At 70.8% G+C, this 26,588-nt stretch carries 22 protein-coding genes, 1 tRNA gene and 1 riboswitch; of the genes, 19 read left to right on the top strand and 4 right to left on the bottom strand.

Annotated elements, in window-relative coordinates:
- Positions 1-68: 68 nt before the first annotated feature.
- The gene (locus tag IE252_RS06565; protein WP_229848031.1) at positions 69-944 is read left to right on the top strand and encodes a glycoside hydrolase domain-containing protein; all 876 of its coding nucleotides are present in this window, start codon (positions 69-71) and stop codon (positions 942-944) included.
- Between the two features lie 19 nt (positions 945-963).
- Here IE252_RS06565 and IE252_RS06570 read toward each other — a convergent pair whose 3' ends face one another.
- The gene (locus tag IE252_RS06570; RefSeq protein WP_190088312.1) at positions 964-3,423 is read right to left on the bottom strand and encodes a YfhO family protein; all 2,460 of its coding nucleotides are present in this window, start codon (positions 3,421-3,423) and stop codon (positions 964-966) included.
- A gap of 182 nt (positions 3,424-3,605) precedes the next feature.
- On the opposite strand from IE252_RS06570, the gene IE252_RS06575 reads away from it, so the two are divergent.
- From IE252_RS06575 to IE252_RS06640, 14 genes are all read left to right on the top strand, one after another.
- Positions 3,606-4,598, top strand: coding sequence for a glycosyltransferase family 2 protein (locus IE252_RS06575; protein WP_190088313.1), 993 nt, complete (start codon positions 3,606-3,608; stop codon positions 4,596-4,598).
- On the top strand, positions 4,595-5,029 hold the full coding sequence (locus IE252_RS06580; protein ID WP_101388654.1) for a GtrA family protein: 435 nt from the start codon (positions 4,595-4,597) through the stop codon (positions 5,027-5,029). The genes IE252_RS06575 and IE252_RS06580 overlap by 4 nt, the downstream gene beginning before the upstream one ends.
- Positions 5,030-5,090: 61 nt before the next feature.
- A complete protein-coding gene (locus IE252_RS06585) occupies positions 5,091-5,750 on the top strand; it encodes a SurA N-terminal domain-containing protein (RefSeq protein WP_190088314.1) in 660 nt (219 codons plus the stop codon).
- 22 nt (positions 5,751-5,772) lie between these two features.
- Positions 5,773-6,732: a nucleoside triphosphate pyrophosphohydrolase gene (locus IE252_RS06590; RefSeq protein WP_190088315.1), complete on the top strand. Its 960-nt coding sequence runs from the start codon at positions 5,773-5,775 to the stop codon at positions 6,730-6,732.
- A gap of 185 nt (positions 6,733-6,917) precedes the next feature.
- Entirely contained in the window at positions 6,918-8,153 is a 1,236-nt protein-coding gene (locus IE252_RS06595; RefSeq protein ID WP_190088435.1) for a cytochrome P450 family protein, read from the top strand.
- A gap of 131 nt (positions 8,154-8,284) precedes the next feature.
- Entirely contained in the window at positions 8,285-9,265 is a 981-nt protein-coding gene (locus IE252_RS06600) for a LysM peptidoglycan-binding domain-containing protein (RefSeq protein ID WP_190088316.1), read from the top strand.
- A gap of 259 nt (positions 9,266-9,524) precedes the next feature.
- A riboswitch (cyclic di-AMP (ydaO/yuaA leader) is annotated at positions 9,525-9,727 on the top strand.
- 2 nt (positions 9,728-9,729) lie between these two features.
- A complete protein-coding gene (locus tag IE252_RS06605; protein ID WP_190088317.1) occupies positions 9,730-10,410 on the top strand; it encodes a LysM peptidoglycan-binding domain-containing protein in 681 nt (226 codons plus the stop codon).
- Positions 10,411-10,807: 397 nt separating this feature from the next.
- Positions 10,808-12,094 (top strand): phosphopyruvate hydratase, encoded by a 1,287-nt coding sequence (eno, locus tag IE252_RS06610; RefSeq protein ID WP_190088318.1) that lies wholly within the window; start codon positions 10,808-10,810, stop codon positions 12,092-12,094.
- A gap of 126 nt (positions 12,095-12,220) precedes the next feature.
- Complete coding sequence (locus IE252_RS06615) at positions 12,221-12,697, top strand: FtsB family cell division protein (RefSeq protein WP_190088319.1); 477 nt, start codon at positions 12,221-12,223, stop codon at positions 12,695-12,697.
- Positions 12,698-12,759: 62 nt separating this feature from the next.
- Positions 12,760-13,296 carry a DUF501 domain-containing protein gene (locus IE252_RS06620; RefSeq protein WP_190088320.1) on the top strand — a complete coding sequence of 179 codons (537 nt, stop codon included), beginning with the start codon at positions 12,760-12,762 and terminating at the stop codon, positions 13,294-13,296.
- Positions 13,293-14,207: a Ppx/GppA phosphatase family protein gene (locus tag IE252_RS06625; RefSeq protein ID WP_190088321.1), complete on the top strand. Its 915-nt coding sequence runs from the start codon at positions 13,293-13,295 to the stop codon at positions 14,205-14,207. The genes IE252_RS06620 and IE252_RS06625 overlap by 4 nt, the downstream gene beginning before the upstream one ends.
- 380 nt (positions 14,208-14,587) lie before the next feature.
- On the top strand, positions 14,588-15,973 hold the full coding sequence (locus tag IE252_RS06630; protein WP_101388644.1) for an NAD(P)/FAD-dependent oxidoreductase: 1,386 nt from the start codon (positions 14,588-14,590) through the stop codon (positions 15,971-15,973).
- Between the two features lie 209 nt (positions 15,974-16,182).
- The gene (locus IE252_RS06635) at positions 16,183-17,484 is read left to right on the top strand and encodes an SAM-dependent methyltransferase (RefSeq protein ID WP_190088322.1); all 1,302 of its coding nucleotides are present in this window, start codon (positions 16,183-16,185) and stop codon (positions 17,482-17,484) included.
- A 98-nt stretch (positions 17,485-17,582) separates the two neighbouring features.
- Positions 17,583-18,851, top strand: a complete 1,269-nt coding sequence (locus IE252_RS06640) for a phospholipase D-like domain-containing protein (protein WP_229848033.1) — start codon at positions 17,583-17,585, stop codon at positions 18,849-18,851.
- Positions 18,852-18,915: 64 nt separating this feature from the next.
- On the opposite strand, the gene IE252_RS06645 is transcribed toward IE252_RS06640, so the two are convergent.
- Entirely contained in the window at positions 18,916-21,444 is a 2,529-nt protein-coding gene (locus IE252_RS06645; protein ID WP_190088324.1) for an ABC transporter permease, read from the bottom strand.
- Between the two features lie 61 nt (positions 21,445-21,505).
- Positions 21,506-22,276, bottom strand: coding sequence for an ABC transporter ATP-binding protein (locus IE252_RS06650; RefSeq protein WP_190088325.1), 771 nt, complete (start codon positions 22,274-22,276; stop codon positions 21,506-21,508).
- A gap of 412 nt (positions 22,277-22,688) precedes the next feature.
- On the opposite strand from IE252_RS06650, the gene IE252_RS06655 reads away from it, so the two are divergent.
- Positions 22,689-22,770 (top strand) — tRNA-Leu (locus IE252_RS06655).
- A 378-nt stretch (positions 22,771-23,148) separates the two neighbouring features.
- The gene (locus tag IE252_RS06660) at positions 23,149-24,021 is read left to right on the top strand and encodes a Bax inhibitor-1/YccA family protein (protein ID WP_190088326.1); all 873 of its coding nucleotides are present in this window, start codon (positions 23,149-23,151) and stop codon (positions 24,019-24,021) included.
- Between the two features lie 136 nt (positions 24,022-24,157).
- On the opposite strand, the gene IE252_RS06665 is transcribed toward IE252_RS06660, so the two are convergent.
- Positions 24,158-24,388, bottom strand: coding sequence for a DUF4287 domain-containing protein (locus IE252_RS06665; RefSeq protein WP_101388640.1), 231 nt, complete (start codon positions 24,386-24,388; stop codon positions 24,158-24,160).
- A gap of 135 nt (positions 24,389-24,523) precedes the next feature.
- Here IE252_RS06665 and IE252_RS06670 point away from each other — a divergent pair, with 135 nt between their 5' ends.
- Positions 24,524-24,847 carry a hypothetical protein gene (locus IE252_RS06670; RefSeq protein ID WP_190088327.1) on the top strand — a complete coding sequence of 108 codons (324 nt, stop codon included), beginning with the start codon at positions 24,524-24,526 and terminating at the stop codon, positions 24,845-24,847.
- 224 nt (positions 24,848-25,071) lie between these two features.
- The gene (locus IE252_RS06675; RefSeq protein ID WP_101388636.1) at positions 25,072-26,292 is read left to right on the top strand and encodes an acetyl-CoA C-acetyltransferase; all 1,221 of its coding nucleotides are present in this window, start codon (positions 25,072-25,074) and stop codon (positions 26,290-26,292) included.
- Positions 26,293-26,588 lie beyond the last annotated feature (296 nt).

Raw genomic sequence — 26,588 nt, forward strand, 5'->3', positions numbered from 1 at the left:
AGCAACAAGAGAGGAGGGAGCGTGCCCGGCACGCTCCCTCCTCTCTTGCGATCAGTTGAGGAATCGATGTGGCCCGTCACCGTCTGTCCAAGAAGCACCGCACCATAGCCATGGCCACCGGCGGCGTCCTGCTGCTCGCCGGGGGCGCGCTCACCGCCCAGGCCGCCTCCTCCGGGAGCGGGAGTGGGAGTGGGGCCGCCGCAGCCATGCCCGCTCGCCCCGTCTCCCTCTCCAAGCCCGCCACCTACACCGGCCGCGCCTTCGACACCTGCACCGCCCCCACCCTCGCCCAGATGAAGGCGTGGAAGACGGCATCGCCGTACGGCGGTGCCGCCGTCTACATCGGGGGGAAGAACCGCGGGTGCGCTCAGCCGCAGCTCACCCGTGACTGGGTGAAGTCCGTGAGCGTCGTCGGGTGGAAGCTCATCCCGCTGTACGTCGGTGCCCAGCCGCCCTGCAAGTCCGGGAGCAACCCGGAGCGGATGACCGCCGCCACCGCCGCCTCCCTGGGGGCGACGGACGGCGCGGACGCCGGAGCCAAGGCCTCAGCCCTCGCCATGCGGCCCGGCAGCCCGGTCTACCTCGACATGGAGGGGTTCGACCTCACGAACACCTCCTGCAAGGACACCGTGCTCACCTACACCCGCGCCTGGAACAAGGCCCTGCACGCCAAGGGCTACCGCACCGGCTACTACGGCTTCGCCTCCTCCAGCGCGGCCGCCGTCGCCGCCGTCTCGCCGGGCACCGACATGCCGGACGCGCTCTGGTACGCGGCGTACGACGACACGGAGTCGACCACCACGAACTACCCGTTCGGCACCAAGTGGTCGGGCCACCGCAGGGGCCACCAGTACGCCATCAACAAGAAGGAGACGTACGGCGGTGTGACCCTCACGGTCGACCGGAACGCCTGGGACGCCCCGGTCGCCGTAGTGGCCAAGTAAGCGACAGCGCAACGGCGGGTCAGGGGTGCTTCGGCTCCCCGGCCCGCCGTTTGCGTACCGCCAGCAGCGCCCCCGTCCCGATCAGGCCGGCGAGCCCCGCCGCCCCCGCCACCGAACCCGCCTTCAGGCCCGGCGGACGGAAGTCGCAGGAGACGGTGGAGGGGGAGTCGGACCCCTTCAACTGCACGGACACCAGACCCAGATACGACTCCGCCGGCTTCGCCGCGCCGCCGTTCACCGCGCACCTCCACCCCGCGATCCTCGGCATCGCGAACACCGCAGTCCCGGCCGCCCCGGCGGGCAGGACCGCCCGTACACCACTGTCGGTGACGTGGACGTCCGTCGCCCCAGTGGTACGCAGGTGCTCGACCGCCGCCGTCAGCGCCCCCCGGTCCAGACAGCCCAACTGCGCCTTCTTGTACGCGGGACGCAGTTCCACCCGCGACGACGGGCCCGTCGAGACGCCCAGCGGGGCAAGCGCCGCCCGCCGCTTCGGCGCGCCGCCCCGGAACTCCACCCACTTCCCGGCCGTGCCGAGCCGCGCCCAGCCCGTGTACTCCGGCGCCCACAGGAACGCCTCCTGCCCGGCCGCACACCCCTCGCCGACCGTGCGTGGCAGCGTGTACACCCGCGCCCCGAGCAGCGACTCCTGGTTCCGGAACGGGGAGTTGCCGTACACCGGGGCCGGGCCGCCGCCCCGCACCGTCACCAGCGGCGGCACCGGGGCGCGGGTGACCGTCGGCGCCTTGCCCTTGTCCGCCCGCACCCGCGCCCCGACCGCGAACACCGCGTCCGTCACCGGGTTGTCCAGGCTCTGCACGGACCGGCCCCGCGAGGTCCAGCCGCCGCCGAGCGCCGTCATGGTCTTGGTCAGGACGTCGGGCGTGAGGCTGCTGTAGTACGACGCGCCCTCGCCGCCGAGCAGCAGCGGGTCGTTGCCGGTGATCTGCCGCCTGCCGGGGTCCGTGCGGTACGCGGGCCAGCCGTCCGCCCCGGCCACCGCCGCCTCGCGCGCGTCGTGAGCCGAGCCCCACGCCGGATAGCTGTCGAGCCGGTGCAGCCGCTCCCGGTCGCCGTAGGCCACCGTCACCGCCGCCTGCGCGGTCTGCGCCCCGGCGAGCAGCAGCACCGCGGTCAGTGCCAGCGCCCGGCGGCCCCGCGCCCGCCCGGCGACCAGCAGCGCGCCGAGCGCGGCCGCGAGCCCGCCGAAGAACAAGGGGTACGACCAGGGCGAGACCAGTTCGCTGAAGGCGGCCCCGCCGGCTATGACCGCGAGCACCCCGCCCCCGCCCAGCAGCGCCCGCCGGTCCGGCAGGCCGTCCGCCACGCACAGCCAGGCGGCGATCACCAGGATCCCGCTCAGCACGAACGTCTGGCGGTACGGGCTGCCGTTCGGCGTCTGGAACGCGTGCCAGGCCAGATGCGTCGGCTTCCACTGGAAGGAGAGCGCCACCAGCAGCGCCAGCCCCGTCCACGCGTACCGCTCGCGGTCCGGCACCGCCCGGTTGAACGCCAGCGCCCCCGCCAGCAGCAGCGCGCCCGTGCCCAGGAACAGCGCCGGGCTGGAGAAGCTGTACGTCGCCGGGAGCCAGCGGGCCAGGAAGTCGCTCCACGGGACCGGATCGAACTCCTTGCTCCAGCCCGGATACGCGTGCTTGGTGCCCAGGAACACGGTGAAGAGGACGGGCGCCGAGAGCCCGATGCCGAGCGCCGACGTCCAGGCCGCGCGGGCCAGCGCCCACACCCGGGCCCGTACCTCCGTCTCCTCCAGGAACAGCCGCAGCAGCAGGACCAGGCCCGCCCCGATCGTGGCCATGTAGGCGGTGTAGAAGTTCGCCGTCCAGGCCAGCGCCACCACGACCGGGCCGATCAGCGCGTGCCTGCGGGTGCGGGCCCACTCGCCGACCAGGCAGAGCATCGGGAACGCGATCAGCCCGTCCAGCCACATCGTGTTGTACGTGGCCTCGATCACCGACCAGCCGCACAGCGCGTACGCCGCCCCCAGCACCCCGGCCGCCCAGCGCCGCCCGGGGGAGGGGCGCAGGGTGAGCAGCAGGACGGTCATCGCGACCGCCGCCGCGGCCATCTTCAGGACCGTGATCACGTACACCGCGAGGTCGATCTCGTCGCGCGGGAAGACCCCGACCAGCAGGGCGAACGGGCTGCCCAGATACGTACCGATGTCGGGCAGGAACGAAGTCCCGTACCCGGACTGCCAGTTGACCAGGGCGCCGCCGTGGGCGCGGCCGTGCAGCAGGTCCCACAGATGGGCGTGGAACGGGACGAACTGGTTGCCCAGGTCGTTGACGCTGCGGGTGTGCCGCCCGAAGGGGAAGGTCCGGGCGACGGCGTCGGCGGCGCACACCGCGACCACGGTGACCAGCGCGGCCAGGGCGGACGCGCGCGCGACGGGGCGGCCGGTCCCGGCGGCCACGGCCGGGGCGGCGGGGGGAAGCTGGACGGCTTCGAGAGTCGGCATGGGGATCCTCTGCTGTTCGCTGCCGTCGAATATGCCGGACCGCTGCACGTAAATCAGCGGCCCGGGGGTTCAGTTCACTTAATCGACGCCCGGTCGTCATTCGGTGAATCCGCCCCGGACGTCTGACCCGGCTGTTCTTCGTTGACTGCCACAGCCGTACTCCGTATCGACGGGGGAGAACCGTGCTCATCTCGATTGTCGTGCCCTGCTTCAACGAAGAGGAGATCATCGGCCGCTTCCATGATCAGGTGACCAAGGAAATCTCCCGGCTCGACGCGGAATTCGAACTCCTCTATGTCGACGACGGCAGCAAGGACCGCACGTTCCCGCTGCTCCAGGAGATCGCGGCCCGCGATCCGCGCGCCCGTTACGTCTCCTTCAGCCGCAACTTCGGCAAGGAGGCGGCGATGCTCGCCGGGCTGCGGCACGCCGCCGGGGACGCCGTGGTGATCATGGACGCCGACCTCCAGCACCCGCCGGAGCTCATCGGCCGCATGATGGACCTGCACGCCCAGGGGCACGACCAGGTGATCGCCCAGCGCACCCGCAAGGGCGACCGCGTCACGCGCACCCTCACCGCGCGCCTGTACTACCGCCTGATCAACCGCCTGGTCGATGTGGAACTGGTCGACGGCGTGGGAGACTTCCGCATGCTCTCGCGCAGGACGGTCGACGCGGTACTCGAACTCACCGAGTACAACCGCTTCTCCAAGGGGCTCTTCGCCTGGGTCGGATTCCCCACCGCCACGTTCGGTTACGAGAATGCGGTGCGTGAACAGGGGCGTTCCGCCTGGACGTTCGGAAAACTGCTGAACTACGGCATGGACGGGGTCATCTCGTTCAACAACAAGCCACTGCGGGCCGCCGTCTATCTGGGCATGCTGCTGCTCGGGATCGCCACGGCGTATTCCGCGTGGATCGTCGGTGTCGCGATGGTGAACGGCGTGGACACCCCCGGATATGTCACCCTGCTCGTCGTGGTCACCGCGCTGGCCGGAGTGCAGATGGTGATGGTGGGCGTGGTCGGCGAATACGTCGGCCGCATCTATTACGAGGTCAAGCGCCGTCCGCACTTCCTGGTGCAGGCGACGAACGTTTCCGGCCAGGAGGGCGGCACCGTGCCGCGCCAGCCGGAGCGGCAGAGCGGCACGGACCGGGAGTTCGCCCGCCGATGAAACCCGGAACCGCCGCCCAGATCGTCCGGTTCGCCCTGGTGGGCGTGGTGAACACGGGCACGTACTACGGCCTCTACCTGCTCTTCCTGCCCTGGGTGCCGTACGTCGTCGCCCACATCACGGCCTTCCTGCTGGCCATGGTCGGCTCGTTCTTCCTCACCTCGTACTTCACCTACCGCACCCGGCCCACCTGGCGGAAGTTCCTGCTCTTCCCGCTCACCAACGCGGCCAACTTCGTGATCACCACGACCGGGATGTACGTCCTGGTGGACCTGCTCGGCCTCAGCAGCACCTGGGCCCCGCTGATCGCCGCCGCGACGGCCATTCCGGTCACCTTCGTCCTCTCCCGGACGATCATGCTGCGCCCCGAGACCCCCGGCACGGCCGAATCGTTGGGCGAATCAGTGGCCCACGCCACTGAGACTGCCTAACATCGATCACCGCAAGGTCATCAGGTCGCTGCACTGTCGCACGATCCGCCGGGAGGCTCCTTTGCACCGCCGCCGTCGCACCGCACTCGCCCTCTCCGTCGCGCTCCTCGGCGCGGGCCCACTCCTCGCCGCCTGCGGCAGCGAGGCCCACCCGGGCGCCGCGGCCGTCGTGGGAGGCGACCGGATCCCGGTCTCCGCGCTCCAGGCCCAGGTCAAGGACGTCCGTACGGCGCAGCAGGCCTCGCCGCAGGCCGCCCAGCTGATCAAGAACACCGGCCAGCTCAGCCGCGCCAAGCTGCACGGCCTGATCTTCGACCGGGTGCTCGACCGGGCCGCCACCGACGCCGGGGTGAACGTCACCCGCAAGCAGCTCCAGGACGCCCGGGCCGCGATGGCCCAGCAGGCCGGCGGCGAGAAGGCGTTCGCCGACATGCTCCTCCAGCAGCGCGGCGTCGCCCCCGACCAGATCGACGACGCGGTGCGCGAGCAGGTCCAGCTGACCGCGCTGGCCGCCGCGACCGGCGCCGACCTGTCCACCCCGCAGGGCCAGGCGTCCGTCACCAAGACGCTCACCGAGGCGTCGAAGAAGCTCAAGATCGACGTCAATCCGCGGTACGGGACCTGGGACGACAAGGCGATCCAGCTCGCCGACACCAAGACGCCGTGGATCGCCCAGGTCACCAAGAACGGGCCCCAGGAAGGGGACGCGGTCACCGGCTGACCGGTCGGGGTAGGTTCGGGAGGTGACTCTCGAAGAACCCGGCCGCGTCGTCCTGCTCACCGCCAGCCACCGGGTGGCGCCCGGACTGCTGTCCTGGCCCGCCTGGCAGACGCTGCGCGCCGCCGACCGGGTGCTCTGCGCCGACCCCGGCCACCCGCAGCTGCCGTATCTGCGCGAGGCGGGCGTCGAGGTCGAGATCGCGGAGCCCGAGGCGCGGGAGCTGGTCGAGGCGTGCGCCGGTGGGCGCACCGTGGTCGTCCTCCCCTCCGGCGAGGGCGACCGGCGGCTCACCGACGGGCTGGCCCGGCTCGCGGGCTCCGGCAGGGTCGCCATGCCCGACCTGGAGCTGCTGCCGGGCTCCTACGACCTGCCGGGCGCCCGGCTGCTCGACCTCGTCCAGGTCATGGACCGGATCCGGCGCGAGTGCCCGTGGTCGTCCCAGCAGACCCACAAGGGGCTCGCGAAGTACGCCCTTGAGGAGGCGTACGAGCTGGTCGAGGCGGTGGAGGAGGGCGACCGCGACGAGCTGCGCGAGGAGCTCGGGGACGTACTGCTCCAGGTGGTCTTCCACGCCCGGATCGCGGAGGAGGACCCCGAGGAGCCGTTCTCGGTGGACGACGTGGCCGGAACGATCGTGGAGAAGCTGATCCACCGCCACCCGCACGTCTTCGGCGACGAGCACGCCGAGACCCCGGCGGAGGTCAAGGAGCACTGGCTGCGGCAGAAGGCGGCCGAGAAGCAGCGCGACTCGGTGACCGAGGGCATCCCGCTCGGCCAGCCCGCCCTGGCCCTGGCGGCCAAGCTCGCCTCCCGCGCCCGGATCGCCTCCCTGGACGTCCCCCTGCCGTCCGGCGAGGGCGTCGGCTACCGCCTGCTCGCCCTCGCGGCCGAGGCGGAGGCCGCCGGCACGGACCCGGAGGCGGCGCTGCGGGCGGCCGCGCGCGCGTACCGGGACGCGATCCGCACGGCGGAAGGGGCCTGACGGCGGTGCGGCATCCCACGCAGTCCGGCGGGTCCAACGGGACTCCCAGCCCGTCCGGCGATGACCTCGTGCTGCCCGCGAACGGGACTCTGTCCGGACAGGCCCCGGCCGCGTCCGCGCCCGGCTCCGCCCCGGTCGCTCCCGGTTCTTGCCCGGCCGGCGAGGCCCCGGCCCCGGCCCCCGAGATGTTCACCTGGGAGTTCGCCACCGACCCGTACCCCGCCTACGGGTGGCTGCGGGAGCACTCGCCCGTGCACTGGACCAAGCTGCCCAGCGGCGTCGAGGCGTGGCTCGTGACGCGGTACGCCGACGCCAAGCAGGCGCTCGCCGACCAGCGGCTCTCCAAGAACCCCGCGCACCACGACGAGCCCGCGCACGCCAAGGGCAAGACCGGCATTCCGGGTGAGCGCAAGGCCGATCTGATGACGCATCTGCTCAACATCGACCCGCCGGACCACACCCGGCTGCGGCGGCTGGTGTCGAAGGCGTTCACTCCCCGTACGGTCGCCGAATTCGCGCCCCGGGTGCAGGAGTTGACCGACCGGCTCATCGACGGGTTCGCGGAGCGCGGCGAGGCCGACCTCATCCACGAGTTCGCCTTCCCGCTGCCCATCTACGCCATCTGCGACCTGCTCGGCGTGCCGCGCGGGGACCAGGACGACTTCCGCGACTGGGCCGGGATGATGATCCGGCACGGCGGCGGCCCGCGCGGCGGCGTGGCCCGCTCGGTCAAGAAGATGCGCGGGTATCTGCTCGAACTCATCCACCGCAAGAGGGAGAACCCGGGCGACGACCTCATCTCGGGACTCATCCGCGCCAGCGACCACGGCGAGCACCTCACGGAGAACGAGGCCGCCGCGATGGCCTTCATCCTCCTGTTCGCCGGCTTCGAGACGACCGTGAACCTCATCGGCAACGGGGTCTACGCGCTGCTGCGCAACCCGGACCAGCGCGAGCGGCTCCAGGCCTCGCTCGCGGCCGGGGAGACGGACCTGCTGGACACCGGTGTCGAGGAACTGCTGCGCTACGACGGGCCCGTGGAGCTCGCGACCTGGCGGTTCGCCACCCGGCCGCTGACGATCGGGGGCCAGGACATCGCCGCCGGCGACCCGGTGCTCGTCGTCCTCGCCTCGGCCGACCGCGACCCCGGCCGGTTCCCCGACCCGGACGTGCTCGACCTCGGCCGCCGCGACAACCAGCACCTCGGCTACGGCCACGGCATTCACTACTGCCTGGGCGCCCCGCTCGCCCGGCTGGAGGCGAAGGCCGCGCTGGCCACCCTGTTGCGCCGCCTTCCTGACCTGCGGCTCGGGGCGGATCCTGCCGATTTGCGCTGGCGCGGCGGGCTCATCATGCGTGGACTGCGCACGCTTCCGGTCGAGTTCACCCCGACAGAAACTGACGGTTCGTCAAAACTGTGACTTTGGCGTTATCGCGGGTGCATCGACTTGTGACAAGCGTTCGAGTACGGCTACGTTCACCCCTCGACTCGGGAACCGGGTTCCACACCCGGCTCGTCAGTCACAGACGTAGTCACACGGAAGGCCACAGCATGCGCTCCGGGAACGGACGGCACCGCCGACCCCGCCAGGCTCCCGCACTCGTCGTCGCGGCGGGGGTGACCGGCTCGGCCCTCGCCCTTCCGCTCTTCGCGGCGAGCGGCGCGAACGCCGCCTCGGCGACCACGTGGGACCGCGTCGCGGAGTGCGAGAGCGGCGGCGCGTGGAGCGCCGACTTCGGCAACGGACTGTACGGCGGGCTCCAGCTCTCCCAGGAGACCTGGCAGGCCTACGGTGGTACGGCGTACGCCGAGCGGCCCGACCTGGCCAGCCGCTCGCAGCAGATAGCCGTCGCCGAGAAGGTGCTCGCGGCGAAGGGCCCCAAGGCCTTCACGAGCTGCTCGGCGGTCTCCGGGCTCACCTCGGGCGCCGGTGCGCCGGCCGTCGACCCGGGCGCCACGCCCTCGCCGTACGTCCCCTCCGAGGAGGGGGCCGCGACCCCGGACGCCACCACCCCGTCCGCGCCCGCCAAGCCGGCGCCGACGAAGCCGTCGGGCACGGTCTCCACCGTGCCCAAGCCGTCCGCGACGCCGTCGGCGCCGTCCACGGGCGCGAGCGGCTCTGGGAAGCCGACCGACCCCGCCACCGGCTCCACCGGCTCCACGGGCTCCGCCTCCGGCGGCAAGCACCGCGGCACGCCGGACCCGGCCGAGAGCGGCGCCCCCGCGACCACCGAGCCGGGCACCACGGACAGCGCGCATGAAGCGGGGCGGCACGCCTCGCGAGGTGACGCCGACTCACGTGAGGCGGGCGACGCGCTCACCAAGGGCGGCGACTACACCGTCCGCCCCGGCGACAACCTGTGGGACATCTCGCGCTCGCACAAGGTCGAGGGCGGCTGGTCCGCGCTCTACAAGGCGAACGAGAAGACCATCGGCACCGACCCGAACCTCATCCTGCCCGGTCAGAGCCTCGATCTGAGCCCGACCGAGAACCCGACAAAGACGGACAACCCGGCCCCGGCCAAGGGGTAGTTCAGGGGCCTATGTCCACTTCTGCGCAAGTGAGACATGGGTCTCTTTCCGTCAACTGGCGTGCCCCGTCGGTCCGGTACGGGCGATACGCCCCCGACCTGCGGAAACGGGTGTTGTGGAAGGGGTGCGGGGGGCGATTTCTCCCCGATGTGCCCCTTTGAACATCAGGGGTTGGTGTGTTTACGGTCGGAGCGCTCGTCACCACGGGCCCCTCCGACCGGAAACGCCGAATCCTGCCGTCGGTCGTGGGGAACAGTCGACGCTCGATGCGCCGTAGGCAGGAGCGGGGGACCCAAGGTAAGCGCCGGGCCCGGCCGTTGAGGGACGTACGCCACGCGGCGAGACGTACGAGACGGCCGACGGGACCGGCTTGGGGTGAAGACGCGCCTTTTCGGGGCGCGGCCGGGCCACTCACTCGCCCGAACCCGACAGCTCACCTCGCAGGCGTCGGTGAGGAGAACTCCATGCTGCTTTCCGGCAAGGGCAAGCACCGTCGCCCGTCCAAGGCCGTCCGCGTCGCCACGCTCGCCGGGGTCACCGGCGCGGCCGTCGCCGCCCCGCTGATGGCCGCGGGCTCCGCCTCCGCCGCCTCCGTCGCCACCTGGGACGCGGTCGCCCAGTGCGAGTCCGGCGGCAACTGGTCCATCAACACCGGCAACGGCTACTACGGCGGCCTGCAGTTCTCGCAGTCCTCCTGGGCCGCGGCGGGCGGCACGCAGTACGCCTCCCGCGCCGACCTGGCCACCAAGGGCCAGCAGATAGCCACCGCCGAGAAGCTGCTCGCGATGCAGGGGCCGGGTGCCTGGGCCTGCGCCGGTGCGGGCAACCTCTCCGCCGGTGGCGCGTCCCCGAACGTGGACACGTCCGGCTCCTCGGCCGCGCCGAAGAAGGCCGCGCCCAAGGCCACGACGAAGGCCGCCCCGGCCCCGAAGCGCGAGTCCGCGCCCGCGTCGCGCGGCGAGTCCCGTCCGGCGCCGGTCAAGACCGGCGACGGCGAGTACAAGGTGAAGGCGGGCGACACGCTCGGGTCCATCGCGGCGGCGCACGGCGTCAAGGGCGGCTGGCAGAAGCTGTTCGAGCTGAACAAGGACGTCGTGAAGGACGCGAACCTGATCTACGTGGACCAGCAGCTCCACCTGAGCTGAGCGCTCCGCGAGGGGGTGGGGAGCTGCGTTTCGCGGCTGCGGCTCGTCTGTGGCTGGTCGCGCAGTTCCCCGCGCCCCTAAGAATGCCGCTCCGCGGCAATCCCCTGGGCGCCCCGCAGGGGCGCTCTTGGGGGCGCGGGGAACTGCGCGACCAGCCCACCACCGGCCCGCAGTGATCCACGCACCCGCCCCCGCAGGGCCCGCAGTGATCCACTCCGCTGAAAGCTGAACCCCGATCCCCCCGCCCCCGCCAGGGGGATTGTTTTGTTCGGGAACATTTTGCCCCCCGTTTCGTCCCACGGGGCGGTCGGTCGGCTGGCCGATGCCCCGGAGGCGGTTAGGCTCAGGGGTGCCGGACCACGCGGCCCGGCGTATTCGCGTCACATCCCAGAAGGAGATGCTCGTGCCGTCCATCGACGTCGTCGTAGCCCGGGAAATCCTGGACTCCCGAGGCAACCCCACGGTCGAGGTCGAGGTCGGCCTCGACGACGGCAGCACCGGCCGTGCCGCCGTCCCCTCGGGTGCCTCCACCGGTGCCTTCGAGGCCATTGAGCTCCGCGACGGCGACCCCAGCCGTTACCAGGGCAAGGGCGTCGAGAAGGCCGTCCTCGCCGTGATCGAGCAGATCGGCCCGGAGCTCGTCGGCTACGACGCCACCGAGCAGCGCCTGATCGACCAGGCGATGTTCGACCTGGACGCCACGGACAACAAGGGCTCGCTCGGCGCCAACGCCATCCTCGGCGTCTCGCTCGCCGTCGCCCACGCCGCCTCCGAGGCCAGCGACCTGCCGCTGTTCCGCTACCTGGGCGGCCCGAACGCGCACCTGCTGCCCGTTCCGATGATGAACATCCTCAACGGTGGGTCGCACGCCGACTCCAACGTCGACATCCAGGAGTTCATGATCGCCCCGATCGGCGCGGAGTCCTTCTCCGAGGCGCTGCGCTGGGGTGCCGAGGTCTACCACACCCTCAAGGCCGTCCTGAAGCGCAAGGGCCTGTCCACCGGCCTCGGCGACGAGGGCGGCTTCGCCCCGAACCTGGAGTCCAACCGCGCCGCCCTGGACCTCATCCTCGAGGCCATCAAGGAGGCCGGTTACGCCCCGGGCAAGGACATCGCGCTCGCGCTCGACGTCGCCGCGTCCGAGTTCTACAAGGACGGCAAGTACGAGTTCGAGGGCCAGTCCCGCTCGGCCGCCGAGATGACCGAGTACTACGAGGAGCTCGTCTCCGCGTACCCGCTGGTCTCCATCGAGGACCCGCTGTACGAGGACGACTGGGCCGGCTGGAAGGTCATCACCGACAAGCTGGGCTCCAAGGTCCAGATCGTCGGCGACGACCTCTTCGTCACCAACCCGGAGCGCCTGGCCCGCGGCATCGAGGAGGGCTCCGCCAACGCCCTGCTCGTCAAGGTCAACCAGATCGGTTCGCTGACCGAGACCCTGGACGCCGTCGAGATGGCCCAGCGCAACGGCTTCAAGTGCATGATGTCCCACCGCTCCGGCGAGACCGAGGACGTCACCATCGCCGACCTCGCCGTCGCGGTGAACTGCGGCCAGATCAAGACCGGCGCCCCGGCCCGCTCGGACCGCGTCGCCAAGTACAACCAGCTGCTGCGCATCGAGGAGATCCTCGACGACGCGGCGGTGTACGCGGGCCGCAGCGCCTTCCCGCGCTTCAAGGGCTGACCGACTGGCCCCCGGCCAGCCAAGCAGTCCTGACATGGGCAGACCGCCCTGTCGTACGTACGTCCCCGTCCCCGGTCCCGTACCGTGTCCGGGGACGTTGTACGTACGTGAGGGGAGCGGGGCGACATGGCCAAGGGCAACCGGGACCGGTTCTCCACCGCGGCCCGGCTCAAGGTGCTCGGCGAGCAGACCGCGGCCCGGGTCTACCGCTCCCAGACCAGGCGCCAGGCGCGCCGCTCCCGGCTCACCGGGCGCGCCGCCCTGCTCGCCCTGGTGATGTGCTCGCTGGTGGTGGCCCTCGCGTACCCGATGCGCCAGTACGTGTCGCAGCGCGGCGACATCGCCGAGCAGCGCCGCAAGGAGCACGACGCGGCCACGCAGGTCGAGCGGCTGCGCGACGAGAAGGCGCGGCTCCAGGACGACGCGTACATCAAGCGGCTGGCCCGTGAGCACCTGCACATGCAGTTTCCGGGCGAGACCGGCTACACCGTGACCGACCCGTCGGCCGGCAAGGGCCGCCGCGACGGCAAGGCCGCCACCGGCCGCCCCTGGCACCAGAACCTGTGGGACGGCGTGGACAAGACCGACCGCCCCGGCGACTGACGCCACCGCCCGGTCCAGACAGCGACAGATCCAGACAGACAGAGACTGAGACAGACACCGCGATGGAAACGCCCCCGCCCCAGACGCCCAGCACCGAGCCGACCGCCGCGGACATCGCCGCCTTCCAGGAGCAGCTGGGCCGTCCGCCGCGCGGACTGCGCGCGATCGCGCACCGCTGCCCGTGCGGCAACCCGGACGTGGTCGAGACGGCCCCCCGGCTGCCCGACGGCACGCCGTTCCCGACGACGTACTACCTGAGCTGCCCGCGGGCCGCGTCGGCGATCGGCACGCTGGAGGCCAACGGGGTCATGAAGGAGATGACGGAGCGTCTGGCGACGGACCCCGAGCTGGCCGCGGCCTACCGCGCCGCCCACGAGGACTACATCGCCCGCCGCGACGCCATCGAGGTCCTGGAGGGCTTCCCGAGCGCGGGCGGCATGCCGGACCGCGTGAAGTGTCTGCACGTCCTGGTCGGCCACTCGCTGGCGGCCGGCCCCGGGGTGAACCCGCTGGGCGACGAGGCGATCGCGATGCTCCCCGAGTGGTGGGCGAAGGGCCCCTGCGTCACCCCGTGCGCAGAGGGGGAGGACGCCAAGTGACCCGGGTCGCCGCCATCGACTGCGGTACGAACTCGATCCGCCTCCTGGTCGCCGACTGCGACCCGGAGACGGGCGAACTCGTCGACCTGGACCGCCGGATGACGATCGTGCGCCTGGGCCAGGGCGTTGACCGCACCGGCCGCCTCGCCCCCGAGGCGCTTGAGCGCACCTTCGCGGCCTGCCGCGAGTACGCGGCGGTCATCAAGGAGTTCGGCGCCGAGCGCCTGCGCTTCGTCGCCACCTCCGCCTCCCGCGACGCCGAGAACCGCGACGAGTTCGTCCGGGGCGTCCTGGACATCCTGGGCGTCGAGCCCGAGGTGATCACCGGCGACCAGGAGGCCGAGTTCTCCTTCACCGGCGCCACGAAGGAGCTCCACGCCGACGGCGACTACCTGGTGGTCGACATCGGCGGCGGCTCCACGGAGTTCGTGGTCGGCTCGCGGCAGGTGCGCGCGGCCCGTTCCGTGGACGTCGGCTGCGTGCGGATGACCGAGCGCCACCACCCCGGCGACCCGGCCACCCCCGAGCAGATCGCGGCGATAAGGGCGGACGTCGAGGCGGCCCTCGACCTCGCCGAGCGGACGGTGCCGCTGCGCGAGCCCCGCACGCTGGTGGGCCTGGCCGGTTCGGTGACCACGGTCGCCGCGATCGCGCTGGACCTCAAGGCGTACGACTCGGCGGCGATCCACCACTCCCGTATCTCCTACGAGCAGGTCCGCGCGGTCACCGAGCGGCTGCTCGCCTCGACCCACGAGGAGCGCACGGCGATCCCGGTCCTGCACCCGGGCCGCATCGACGTGATCGCGGCGGGCGCGCTGGTCCTGCTGGCGGTCATGGAGCGCACCGGCGCCCGCGAGGTCGTGGTCAGCGAGCACGACATCCTCGACGGAATCGCCTGGTCGATCGCGTGAAAGGGGTCCCGGAGGGCCTTCCAGGGGCCCTCCGGACCGCCCTCCGCAAGAAAGTTCGTGAACTTCTTCACAAGGAAAACCCGTCAGTTGGCCCCGATCGAGGGCCCCGGGCCTCTCTTCTGCAGGTCCAGAGGCTCAACAGGGCGCGATCCAAGGGTCGGACCGTATGTTACGGGCGTGTGTCGCGGCCCGGTGGTCTAGCCCGCGGAACCGTGTGAGGGCCAGTTCAGGAGGGGTGAACAACGTTCTCCCCTACACCTTGGTTCCCTCCGCACACCATGACCTGGGTCACGTGGGCCGCGAAGTGTAGCAGAGGGTCCGTCGGACCTTGTGAAGGGGCGCACGAGCGGGGGTCCACAGGGGGGTGGATACTCGATGGCATGAGCACCACGGAGCGTCCCCGAATCCTCGTCGTAGGCGGTGGGTACGTAGGCCTGTACGCGGCACGGCGCATTCTCAAGAAGATGCGCTACGCCGAGGCGACCGTCACGGTCGTCGACCCGCGGTCGTACATGACGTACCAGCCCTTCCTCCCCGAAGCCGCCGCAGGCAGCATCTCCCCGCGCCACGTCGTCGTCCCGCTGCGACGCGTCGTGCGCGGAGCCGAGGTGCTCACCGGCCGTGTCACCAGCATCGACCAGGACCGCAAGGTCGCCACGGTCGCGCCGCTCGTCGGCGAGGCCTACGAGCTGCCCTTCGACTACCTGGTCGTCGCCCTCGGCGCGGTCTCCCGCACCTTCCCGATCCCCGGCCTCGCCGAGCAGGGCATCGGCATGAAGGGCGTCGAGGAGGCCATCGGACTGCGCAACCACGTCCTGGAGCAGCTGGACAAGGCCGACTCCACGACCGACGAGGACGTCCGCCGCAAGGCGCTGACCTTCGTCTTCGTGGGTGGCGGCTTCGCCGGTGCCGAGACGATCGGCGAGGTCGAGGACATGGCCCGCGACGCGGCCAAGTACTACACCAACGTGAAGCGCGAGGACATGCGCTTCATCCTGGTCGACGCCGCCGACAAGATCCTCCCCGAGGTCGGGCCGCAGCTCGGCAAGTGGGGCAAGGAGCACCTCGAGGGCCGCGGTGTCGAGATCTACCTCTCGACCTCCATGGACTCCTGCGTCGACGGCCACGTCGTGCTGAAGAACGGCCTCGAGGTCGACTCCAACACCATCGTGTGGACCGCGGGCGTCAAGCCCAACCCCGCGCTGGCCCGCTTCGGCCTGCCGCTCGGCCCGCGCGGCCACGTCGACACCGCCCCGACCCTCCAGGTCCAGGGCACCGACTACATCTGGGCCGCGGGCGACAACGCCCAGGTCCCGGACCTCGCCGCCCGCAAGGCCGGTGTCGAGAACGCCTGGTGCCCGCCGAACGCCCAGCACGCGCTGCGCCAGGCCAAGGTCCTCGGCGACAACGTGGTCTCCGGCATGCGGGGCTTCCCGCAGAAGGAGTACGCGCACGCCAACAAGGGTGCGGTGGCGGGCCTCGGCCTCCACAAGGGCGTCGCGATGATCGTCATGGGCAAGATGAAGATCAAGCTCAAGGGCCGTCTCGCCTGGTACATGCACCGTGGCTACCACGGTCTGGCCGTGCCCACCTGGAACCGCAAGATCCGCGTCTTCGCCGACTGGACCCTCGCGATGTTCCTGAAGCGCGAGGTCGTCTCGCTCGGCGCCATGGAGTCGCCGCGCGAGGAGTTCTACGAGGCCGCCAAGCCCGCTCCGGCCCCGGCCGCGAAGGACAAGGTCGAGGAGAAGGCCAAGGCCTCCTGACCTCGGTCACCCAGTAACACCCCGAAGGGGCCGTCCGCCATCCGTGGTGCGGACGGCCCCTTCGGCGTGCGTGCCCGTGCGCCCGTGGATGCCGTCACCTTCGCGCCGCCGATGTACGCCCGTGGCGCTGTAGCGGGAAGGCCGGTGCCCGGGGCACTGTTGTCCGGGGTGCTGGGCATGTGGGGGTCGACTTCACGGAGGTGTGCGCCATGGCCGACGTCGCGACGCGGCTGACCGCTCTCGCCGACGAGCTCCTGGGCGAGGCCCTTCCGGTCCGCATCCGCGCCTGGGACGGCAGCGAGGCCGGCCCGCCGGGCGCCCCGGTGGTCGTGCTGCACCACCGCCGCGCCCTGCGCCGACTGCTGTGGAAGCCGGGCGAACTGGGCCTGGCGCGCGCCTGGGTGGCCGGCGAGCTCGACATCGAGGGCGACCTCTATCTGGCCCTGGACCTGCTGTCCGGGCTGGTCTGGGAGCGCGCCGCGGAGCCGAAGGACCCGGTCCATCCCGTACGCGACCCGAGGCTGCGGGCCGCCGCCCGGGAGCTGCTGCGGCTCGCGGGCCCGCTGCCGCCGCCCGCCCCGCCCGCCGAGGAGCTGCGCCGCCGCACCGGCCGGCTGCACACCAGACGCCGCGACAAGCAGGCCGTCAGCCACCACTACGACGTGGGCAACGCCTTCTACGAGCTGGTGCTCGGCCCCTCGATGGTCTACTCGTGCGCGTACTGGGAGCGCCCCGACGCCACCCTGGAGGAGGCCCAGCGCGACAAGCTGGAGCTGATCTGCCGCAAGCTCGGCCTCAAGGAGGGGGGCCGGCTGCTCGACGTCGGCTGCGGCTGGGGCTCGCTGGCCCTGCACGCGGCCCGCCACCACGGCGCCCACGTCGTCGGCATCACGCTCAGCGCCGAACAGGCCGCCTACGCCCGCAAGCGCATCGCCGAGGAGGGCCTGGCCGACCGGATCGAGATCCGGGTGCAGGACTACCGGGACGTACGGGACGGTCCGTACGACGCCGTCTCCTCGATCGGGATGGCCGAACACGTCGGCTCGGTGCGCTACCGGGAGTACGCGGACGACCTGTACGCCCTGCTGAAGGACGGCGGCCGGCTGCTCAACCACCAGATCGCGCGCCGCCCCGAGGGGGACGAGGCGGCGTACCACGTGGACGAGTTCATCGACGCGTACGTCTTTCCCGACGGCGAACTGGCCCCGCTCGGGCGGACGCTGTCGACCCTGGAGGACGCGGGTTTCGAGGCACGCGACGTGGAGGCCATCCGCGAGCACTACGGCCTGACGCTGCGTCAGTGGGTACGCAACCTGGAGGCGGGCTGGGACCGCGCGGTACGCCTGACCACCCCCGGCCGGGCCCGCGTCTGGCGGCTCTACATGGCGGCCTCGGCCCTGTCCTTCGAGCGCAACAGGATCGGCGTCAACCAGATCCTGGCGGTGAGGACGCCGGAGGGCGGGGGGTCGGGGATGGGGCTGAGGACGCGGAGTTGGGGGAGTACGGCTTAACCAGCCCAAGGCGACCCGCAGCCGGAATGATACGTTCGGCAACCCGGGCGGCGTCCCGGAGTTCCAATTGTCATGCATATGCCACATATGGAGTACGCGTGCACCGCCACCGCAGAACCTGGCTCCTCGGCCTGACCGTTGCCCTGATGTCCGTCCTCGCCGCGCCGGGCGCGGCTTCAGCGGACACCGTCACCGTCACGAACGGCGCGATCTTCAACGACCCCTCCGGCCCCACCGCCGACCAGGACAAGATCCGCGACCACGTCGTCTCGCTGGTGAACGACGCCCCCGCGGGCAGCACCATCCAGATGTCGATGTACACCTTCACCGACGACGTCCTGCGCACCGCGCTGATCGCCGCGAAGGACCGCGGCGTCGCCGTGAAGCTGGTCGTCGACTACAAGTCGCACAACTTCAAGCCCGACGGCAGCGAGCTGACCAAGGGCGGCGAGTACGAGAACCTGGCCGCCGCGCTCGGCACCGACCGCACCAAGGCGTCCTGGATCCTGTCCTGCCCGCAGGGCCGCGCCTGCATCGCCAACCGCAAGCTGAACGCGGACGACGACGGCTCGATCAACCACAACAAGTTCTTCCTCTTCTCCCACACGGGAGGCGCGGACAACGTCGTGGTGCAGACCTCGGCCAACATGTCGGGCACCCAGCGCACCGACCTCTTCAACAACGCCGTCACCCTGGTCGACGCCGGTCTCTACGCCAACTACCAGGCGTACTTCGACGACCAGGTGACGGACGGCTCCTCGGGCACGAGCAACAACACCTACTACTCGACGCCGATCAGTTCGACCAACCCGAACTACAAGACGTACTTCTTCCCCCGCAAGGAGACGTCCGGCACCACCTACTCGACGGACCCGGCCACCGACACGGTCAAGCTGATCCTCGACAAGGTCACCTGCTCCGCCACCCAGCACTCCGAGGTGCGGATGGCGGCCAACCTCTTCTACCGCGACCAGATCGCCACCAAGCTGGCCTCGATGGTGGACGCGGGCTGCAAGGTGTACCTCGCGGCCGACGCCAACCCCAACGGCGGCGGCACGGGCGTCCCGTCGATGGGCAAGACCGTCGAGTCGATCCTGTACGGGCAGCTCACCGCGCGCGTCGAGTGCTGGGAGACCCCGCCCGCCGGGCACACCACCAACATCGGCATCCACTCCAAGTACCTGCTGGTGAACGGCACGTACGAGGGCGTCGCCAACGAGAAGGTCGTCTGGACCGGCAGCCACAACTACTCGTGGCAGGCTCTGCGCTCCAACGACGAGACGATCCTGAAGATCAACGACGACGCGGTCTACGACCAGTTCAAGGCGAACCACGACACGCTGATGTCGTACTGCGCGGGCAGCTGACCCGTACAAGCACGAAGGGCCGGACCCCACGAGGGGATCCGGCCCTTCAGGCATTCCGGACCGACTACTCCGTCTTGATCGCCGTCAGCATGTTCAGCCGCGCCGCGCTGCGGGCCGGCCACATCGCGGCCAGTACGCCCACCAGGCCCGCGAGGGCGAGGAACAGGGCGATCCGGTCCCACGGGACGACCAGCGCGTACGCCGGGATCGAGCCCTTGATGGTCTCGCCGATCGCCCAGGCCAGGAAGGTGCCGAGGCCGGTGCCGATGACCGCGCCGAAGACCGAGATGACGACGGCCTCCAGACGGATCATGCGCTTGACCCGGGAGCGGTCCAGGCCGATCGCCCGCAGCATCCCGATCTCCTGCTGGCGCTCGAAGACCGACATGGCCAGCGTGTTGATGACACCGAGGACCGCGATCAGCAGCGCCATCGCGAGCAGCCCGTACATGATGTTCAGCAGCGTGTTGATCATGCCGCCGAAGGTGTCGCGGATGTCCTGCTGGTCCATGAAGCTGATCGCCGGGTTGTCGCCGAGCGCGTTGACCAGCGCCTGCTCATTGGCCTTGGTGGCGCCGCCGGACATCTTCACGAAGACCGACTCGATGTGCGGCCGACTCTCGTGCGGGTCGAGGAGCGAGGTCGCCGCGAGCACCGGCGCCAGGAACTCCTGCTTCTTGAAGACCGCGCCGACCGTGAGGGACGCCTTCTTCTTGTCGTCGAACTCGGCCGGCAGCCGCGAGCCCGGCTTCCAGCCGTGCTTCTTCGCCGTCTCGTCGTCGACCGCGAGCTGCCCCTGGCCGAGCGTGGCCAGCGAGCCGGAGACCGTCTCGACGTTCAGCACCTTCTCGACGTCGCCCGGCGTGACACCGGCGACCGAGCGGTAGTCGCCGTCGAGCTTCAGGTACGAGGCCTGCTTGGGCGAGGCCGCGACGACGCCCGGGGCCTTGCGCAGCTCCGGCACGACCGACTTGTCCAGGCGGTCGCCGCTGGCCATCGCGACCATGTAGTCGGCCTTGATGTTGTCCGTGGTCGTCTTGTCGACGGCCTTGCCGACCGTGATGCCGAGCACCGACAGGGCGGTGACCAGGGTCAGGCCGATGGCGAGCGCGGAGGCGGTGGCGCCGGTGCGGCGCGGGTTGCGGACCGCGTTCTGGCTGGCCAGCTTGCCGGAGACGCCGAACGCGCGGGTCAGCAGCGGGCGCATCACGCCGATCACCGGCCGCGAGAGCAGCGGGATCAGGATGATGATGCCGACCAGCGCGAGGAACGCGCCGAAGCCGATCATGGTCTTGCCGTCCCGCCCGGCGCCCGCGCCGGCCAGGATCGCGCCGAAGCCGCCCAGGGCGATGATCGCGCCGATGGTGTTCCGTACGACCAGCGACTTGGTGGTCGCGGCGGCGTGCACGCTGTTCATCGCGGCGACCGGCGGGATCTTCGCGGCGCGCCAGGCGGGCAGCAGCGCGGCGATCAGGGTGACGAGCACACCGACGGCGAGCGCGGCGATCACCGGGGTGGAGGAGACGATCAGCGAACCGGCCGGCAGCTTCACGCCGAACGAGTCCATCGCGGAGCGCAGCCCCACCGCGAGCCCGAGGCCGAGCCCGAAGCCGACCGCCGAGGCGACCGTGCCGACGACCAGCGCCTCGGTGAGCACCGAGCGCCTCACCTGGGCGCGGGAGGCGCCGACGGCCCGCATCAGGGCCAGCTCCTTGGTGCGCTGGGCGACCAGCATGGTGAAGGTGTTGGAGATCAGGAAGATGCCGACGAACAGCGCGATGGCGGCGAAGGCGAGCAGCGTCTGGCTGAGCGCGCTCAGCCCCTTCTCGATGTCGTCCGCCTCCTGCGCGGCGAGCGCCTGGCCGGTGCGGGCGGTGGCGTGCTCGGGCAGCAGCGGCAGGACCTGGTCGAGGAGCTTCTGGGCGTCGGTGCCGGGCTTCGCGGAGACGTTGACCTTCTGGAAGAACCCGGGCTTGAGGTAGAGCTGCTGGGCGACCTTGGTGTCGAACAGGACGAGGCTGCCGCCCGCGTTGACCCCGCCGTCCTCGGTGGTGAAGACGCCCGAGAGCGTGTACGTCTTCACCGGCCCGTTGGTGGCGACGCGGATCCGGTCGCCGACCTTGTACCCGCCCTTGTCGGCGGTGTCCTCGTCGAGCGCGATCTGCGCGTCGAGGACCGGCCCGGTGCCGTTGGTGAAGGTGTACGCCGGGTCCTTGCCGTCCTTGCCGGGGGAGAAGTTCCCGCCCTTGTTGGCCCAGCCCTGGCCGATCAGCTTGCCCTTCTTGTCGGCCACTCCGGCGAACCCGTCGACGCGCCCGTTGACCGAGGTGACCCCGTCCAGGGCCTCGATCTTGCGCACGGTCTGCTTCCCGATGCCCGGGTCCTGCTTGTCGTCGTCCCGGCTGCCGAAGGACTCGGCGGCCACGGCCACGTTGTCGTAGCTCTTGGCCGACTGGTTCTTGAAGGCGCTCTTGAGGGTGTCGGTGAAGACGAGGGTGCCGGAGACGAAGGCCACGCCGAGCATCACGGCGAGCACGGTCATCAGCAGCCTGGCCTTGTGCGCGAGCACGTTGCGCAGGGCGGTTTTGAACATGGGCTTTCTCAGTCCTGGAGGGGTTCGAACAGGGGGCGAGCGGGGCCGGTGGCCCGCGGGTTCAGCTCGTACGCCCCTTGGCGTCGAACTCCTTCATGCGGTCGAGGACGCCGTCGGCGCTCGGGTGGAGCATCTCGTCGACGACACGGCCGTCGGCCAGGAAGATCACGCGGTCCGCGTAGGAGGCGGCGACCGGGTCGTGGGTGACCATGACCACGGTCTGGCCGAGCTCGCGCACCGAGTTGCGCAGGAAGCCCAGGACCTCGGCGCCCGAGCGCGAGTCCAGGTTTCCGGTCGGCTCGTCACCGAAGATGATCTCGGGCTGGGAGGCCAGCGCGCGGGCCACGGCCACGCGCTGCTGCTGGCCGCCGGAGAGCTGGGTGGGCCGGTGCGAGAGGCGCCCGGAGAGCCCCACCATGTCGATGACCTGGTCCAGCCACTGCTTGTTGGGCTTGCGGCCGGCGATGTCCATCGGCAGCGTGATGTTCTCGGCCGCGGTCAGTGTCGGCAGCAGGTTGAACGCCTGGAAGATGAAGCCGATCTTGTCCCGGCGCAGCTGGGTGAGCTGCTTGTCCTTGAGCGAGCCGAGCTCGGTCTCGCCTATGCGGACCGACCCGGAGCTGAACGAGTCGAGCCCGGCCACGCAGTGCATCAGCGTGGACTTGCCGGAGCCCGACGGGCCCATGATCGCGGTGAACTCGCCCTGGCGGAAGTCGACCGTGACCCGGTCGAGCGCGACCACCTGGGTCTCGCCCGCGCCGTAGACCTTCGACAGCTCGGTGGCGCGGGCGGCCACCGCGGTGGCGCGGTGTGCGGTGGGGATGGTGGTCAACGGAGGACTCCTGTCGGAAGCCGGAACTGGGGACTCCTCCATCCTCGATGCCGCCGACCCCCCGGAACGTCAGTCCCTGTGCCCGTTCCCCGGCCGTCTTGAGTCTTATACGAGCCCCACTCGCCTCCTCCTCCGGTATGACACGACCCCCGAGGCGCCCCCGGCCGCCCCTGGTCGGCCCCGGTCGCACGGGCGGTCCGGGAGCGGGAGTCGAATTCGCGTCAATCCGCTACGCACAGTCCGGCTGACCGGTATGCCTGCCAACCGCCTCCGGCATGTGCCGCAGCCGTTTCGGGCCCCGCTGACACACCCTCAAGCGCCAATAAAATAAGACAACATCAGCCGCCGTTCCGCCGTATGAGCGAGCCGTCCCGGATAGGCTCTTCGGGCGAACGTAGGAACCGCGCGACCAGCCCGGATGGTGGAATGCAGACACGGCGAGCTTAAACCTCGCTGGCCCTAGGGCCGTGCCGGTTCAAGTCCGGCTCCGGGCACCTCTCGCTCCCTCGGGGGAGGGGTGGAAGAACCGATAATTCGGTGCGCAAAACGACTGCGGAACGCGCTGGGAACGGCCACGGAACCGTGGCCGAACGAGCGGCGCGGCGGGATTACCGGCGAATGAGTGACGCGTGGGTAAACACTTCCCGCGCCCTCCCGCCCCACACCTCGGCCCCCGTCCCGACGGCACCAGGCCGCCCGCTCACCCCGCCGGCGCCCGTCCGGCCACCTCCCGTGGCACTCTTGTGACCGCGGACCCCCTGGTGTACGTCTCGCCCGGCGAGGAAAGATCCTCCCAGAGCACTAGGGTGATTGTTTTGCTTTCCCATTACCCTTGACGTCAAGGCCGCGCACGGCGGCCATGGAGGAGTGAGATGAGGAGCAGCAACCCGGTCTTCTCGCGACGGGGGTTCAGCCGCGACAACGGCTACGCGGGCTTCAACACCGCGCCGCAGGCCGGGGGAAACCCGTACGCGCAGGCACCGACGAACCCGTACGCGACGAATCCGTACGCGACGAACCCCTACGCCCAGCAGGACACGCAGTACGGCGCCCCCCAGGCCCCGGCCCGCGGCAACGTGATGACGATGGACGACGTCGTCTCGCGCACCGCGATCACGCTGGGCGTGGTGGCCGCGGGCGCGGCCCTCGCCTGGGCCCTGCTGCCGGTCAGCTCGACCAGCTACGGGCTGGCGGTCGGTGCCGCCCTGGTGGCGTTCGTCCTCGCGATGATCCAGTCGTTCAAGGCCAAGCCGGTCCCGGCGCTGATCATCGGCTATGCCGCGTTCGAGGGCGTCTTCCTCGGCGTGATCAGCGAGATGTTCAACGAGCGCTGGTCGGGCGCGCCCTTCCAGGCGGTCCTGGGCACGCTGGCGGTCTCCGGCGCGACGCTGTTCGCGTACAAGCAGCGCTGGATCCGCGTGACCGCGCGGTACGCGCGCATCGGTATGACCATCGCGATCGCCTTCGTCCTGGTGACGATGGTGAACCTGCTGGTGGTCGCCTTCGGCGGCGCCGACGGCGGCGGCCTGCGCAGCTTCGGCCCGCTCGGCTTCGCGGTCGGCGTGCTGGCCATCCTGATCGGCTGCTTCTTCCTGACGCTGGACTTCAAGCAGATCGAGGACGGCATCACGTACGGCGCCCCGCGCGAGGAGTCGTGGCTGGCGGCGTTCGGCCTGACGATGTCGCTGGTCTGGATCTACCTGGAGATGCTGCGTCTGGTGGCGATCCTCCAGGGCGACGACTGACGCCCGTAGCGCAGTGACGAGGGGCCCGTCCGGCAGCAGCCGGGCGGGCCCCTCGGCGTTCTGCCCCGCCGGGGGTCGGATCGGCGGGGCGGAACACAGAGGCCGTACGGGCTTCCCTTCCTGGAGTCCTGGAGCCCTAAAGCAGGCGGCGCGCGGCCCGCCTCAGGTCGTACTCATGGATGATCGCTTTGGCGTGGCCGTAGGCGAGGTCGTGCTCGCTCCGGAGCCAGCTGACCTTCTCCTCGAACCGTACGAGGGAAGGGCCTTCGTCTACGGTGCGGAGCCAGTCGGATACTTCACGACCGGTGCAATGGGGGATGCGGGAGAGCAGGTTGCGATGGGTTTCTTCGGAGAACAGTTGGGACATCGGCGCCTCCGGACGCATTGCCTGGGGGTCCCCTGCCCGGGCGGAGCCCGGGAAGCCGGGGAGGGTCCTTCACGTCACCGTGCCTGAGCGTTCGCGTATTGGCAACAGTCCCGGGGCGGCGCGTAGGGTCGCGGCGTGCTAGATGTCACCCCGCTCCTCGCCGCCGTGGACCGCTTCGCCGACCGCCTCCGCGCGGCCCCCGAAAGCCGCCTGCGCCGCGGCGCCGCGACCGAAGCCCTGTCCCTGGCCAGGGAATTGTCGACCCGCGCCCAACGCGCCGAGACCCCCGACACCCCTCCACGCGAGATGCCGGACGCGGGCGCGTTCGCGGTGGCCGACCAAGTGGCGGTGGCGGGCCGCGATTTGGCCGAGGCGCTTCGGACGGGGGCGGCGCCGGCCGACGGGCTGGAGGAGGCGGTGGGGCTGGTGGAGGGGGCTGTGGGGCGGGCGTTCGGGTAGGGGAGGGTGACGGCCTCCGCAGGACGTCGCAAGTCTCCGCAGGTCTCGCAACCGGGAACGGGACGGGCACGCGGTGAAGGACTCGACCCCGCTGAGCGACCGCTTAGAAAAGAGGCCCGCATCACACGCGCCTCCCGATGACCAATTCCGTACGTACGGGTAACTTCCCAGAGAGTCCCCGAGGTCTCGAAGAAGCCCGCCCCGCCGCCCCCATGGAGCCCTTGATGCCCGAAGCCGTGATCGTTTCGACTGCTCGTTCCCCCATCGGCCGCGCCTTCAAGGGCTCGCTGAAGGATCTGCGGCCGGACGACCTCACCGCCACCATCATCCAGGCCGCGCTCGCCAAGATCCCCGAGCTCGACCCGCGCGACATCGACGACCTGATGCTCGGCTGCGGCCTCCCCGGCGGCGAGCAGGGCCACAACCTGGGCCGCATCGTGGCCGTGCAGATGGGCATGGACCACCTGCCGGGCTGCACGATCACCCGCTACTGCTCCTCCTCGCTCCAGACCTCCCGCATGGCGCTGCACGCCATCAAGGCGGGCGAGGGCGACGTCTTCATCTCGGCGGGCGTCGAGATGGTGTCCCGCAGCGTGAAGGGGTCGAGCGACGGCCTCCCGGACACCCACAACCCGTTCTTCGCCGAGGCCGAGGCCCGTACCGCCGAGGTCGCCCAGAGCGAGGGCGCCTCCTGGCACGACCCGCGCGAGGACGGCCTGGTCCCCGACGCGTACATCGCGATGGGCCAGACCGCCGAGAACCTGGCGCGCGCCAAGGGCGTCACGCGCGCGGACATGGACGAGTTCGGCGTACGGTCGCAGAACCTCGCCGAGGAAGCCATCAAGAACGGCTTCTGGGAGCGCGAGATCACTCCGGTGACGACCCCGGACGGCACGGTCGTCTCGAAGGACGACGGCCCGCGCGCCGGCGTCACCGTGGAGGGCGTCCAGGGCCTCAAGCCCGTCTTCCGCCCCGACGGCCTGGTCACGGCCGGCAACTGCTGCCCGCTGAACGACGGCGCCGCCGCGCTGGTCATCATGAGCGACACCAAGGCGCGCGAGCTGGGCCTGACCCCGCTCGCCCGGATCGTGTCCACCGGCGTCACCGGCCTCTCCCCCGAGATCATGGGCCTCGGCCCGGTGGAGGCGTCGAAGCAGGCCCTCAAGCGCGCGGGCCTGACCGTCGGCGACATCGACCTGTTCGAGATCAACGAGGCCTTCGCCGCCCAGGTGATCCCGAGCTACCGCGACCTGGAGATCCCGCTCGACAAGCTGAACGTCAACGGCGGCGCCATCGCCGTCGGCCACCCCTTCGGCATGACGGGCGCCCGCATCACCGGCACGCTCATCAACTCCCTCCAGTTCCACGACAAGCAGTTCGGTCTGGAGACGATGTGCGTGGGCGGCGGCCAGGGCATGGCCATGGTCATCGAGCGGCTGAGCTGACTAGGACCTACGCTGCGGCGGGGGGCATCGGCGATGCCCCGGCGGGGTGACCCCTTCCGGCATCGCCTTCAACCCCGCCGCGTCCGCTTCGTGACCGAATCTCCCCCAGGATGTGACGTACATCCCGGGGGAGATGCGTTCCCGCAGGTCACAGGGTTTTCAGGGGTCGCGGGGATAAACACCAGGCACAAAGACCTGTCCGTTTCGTGACGTAATGCACTGACAAGGGGAGCGGGCGCCCGACAAGCTGATGTAGGAAGTCGGGGAATCGTTTGAATCCGGGAGTAAGTCAGTGA

Source organism: Streptomyces melanogenes (assembly GCF_014649795.1).
Lineage (GTDB): Bacteria > Actinomycetota > Actinomycetes > Streptomycetales > Streptomycetaceae > Streptomyces > Streptomyces noboritoensis.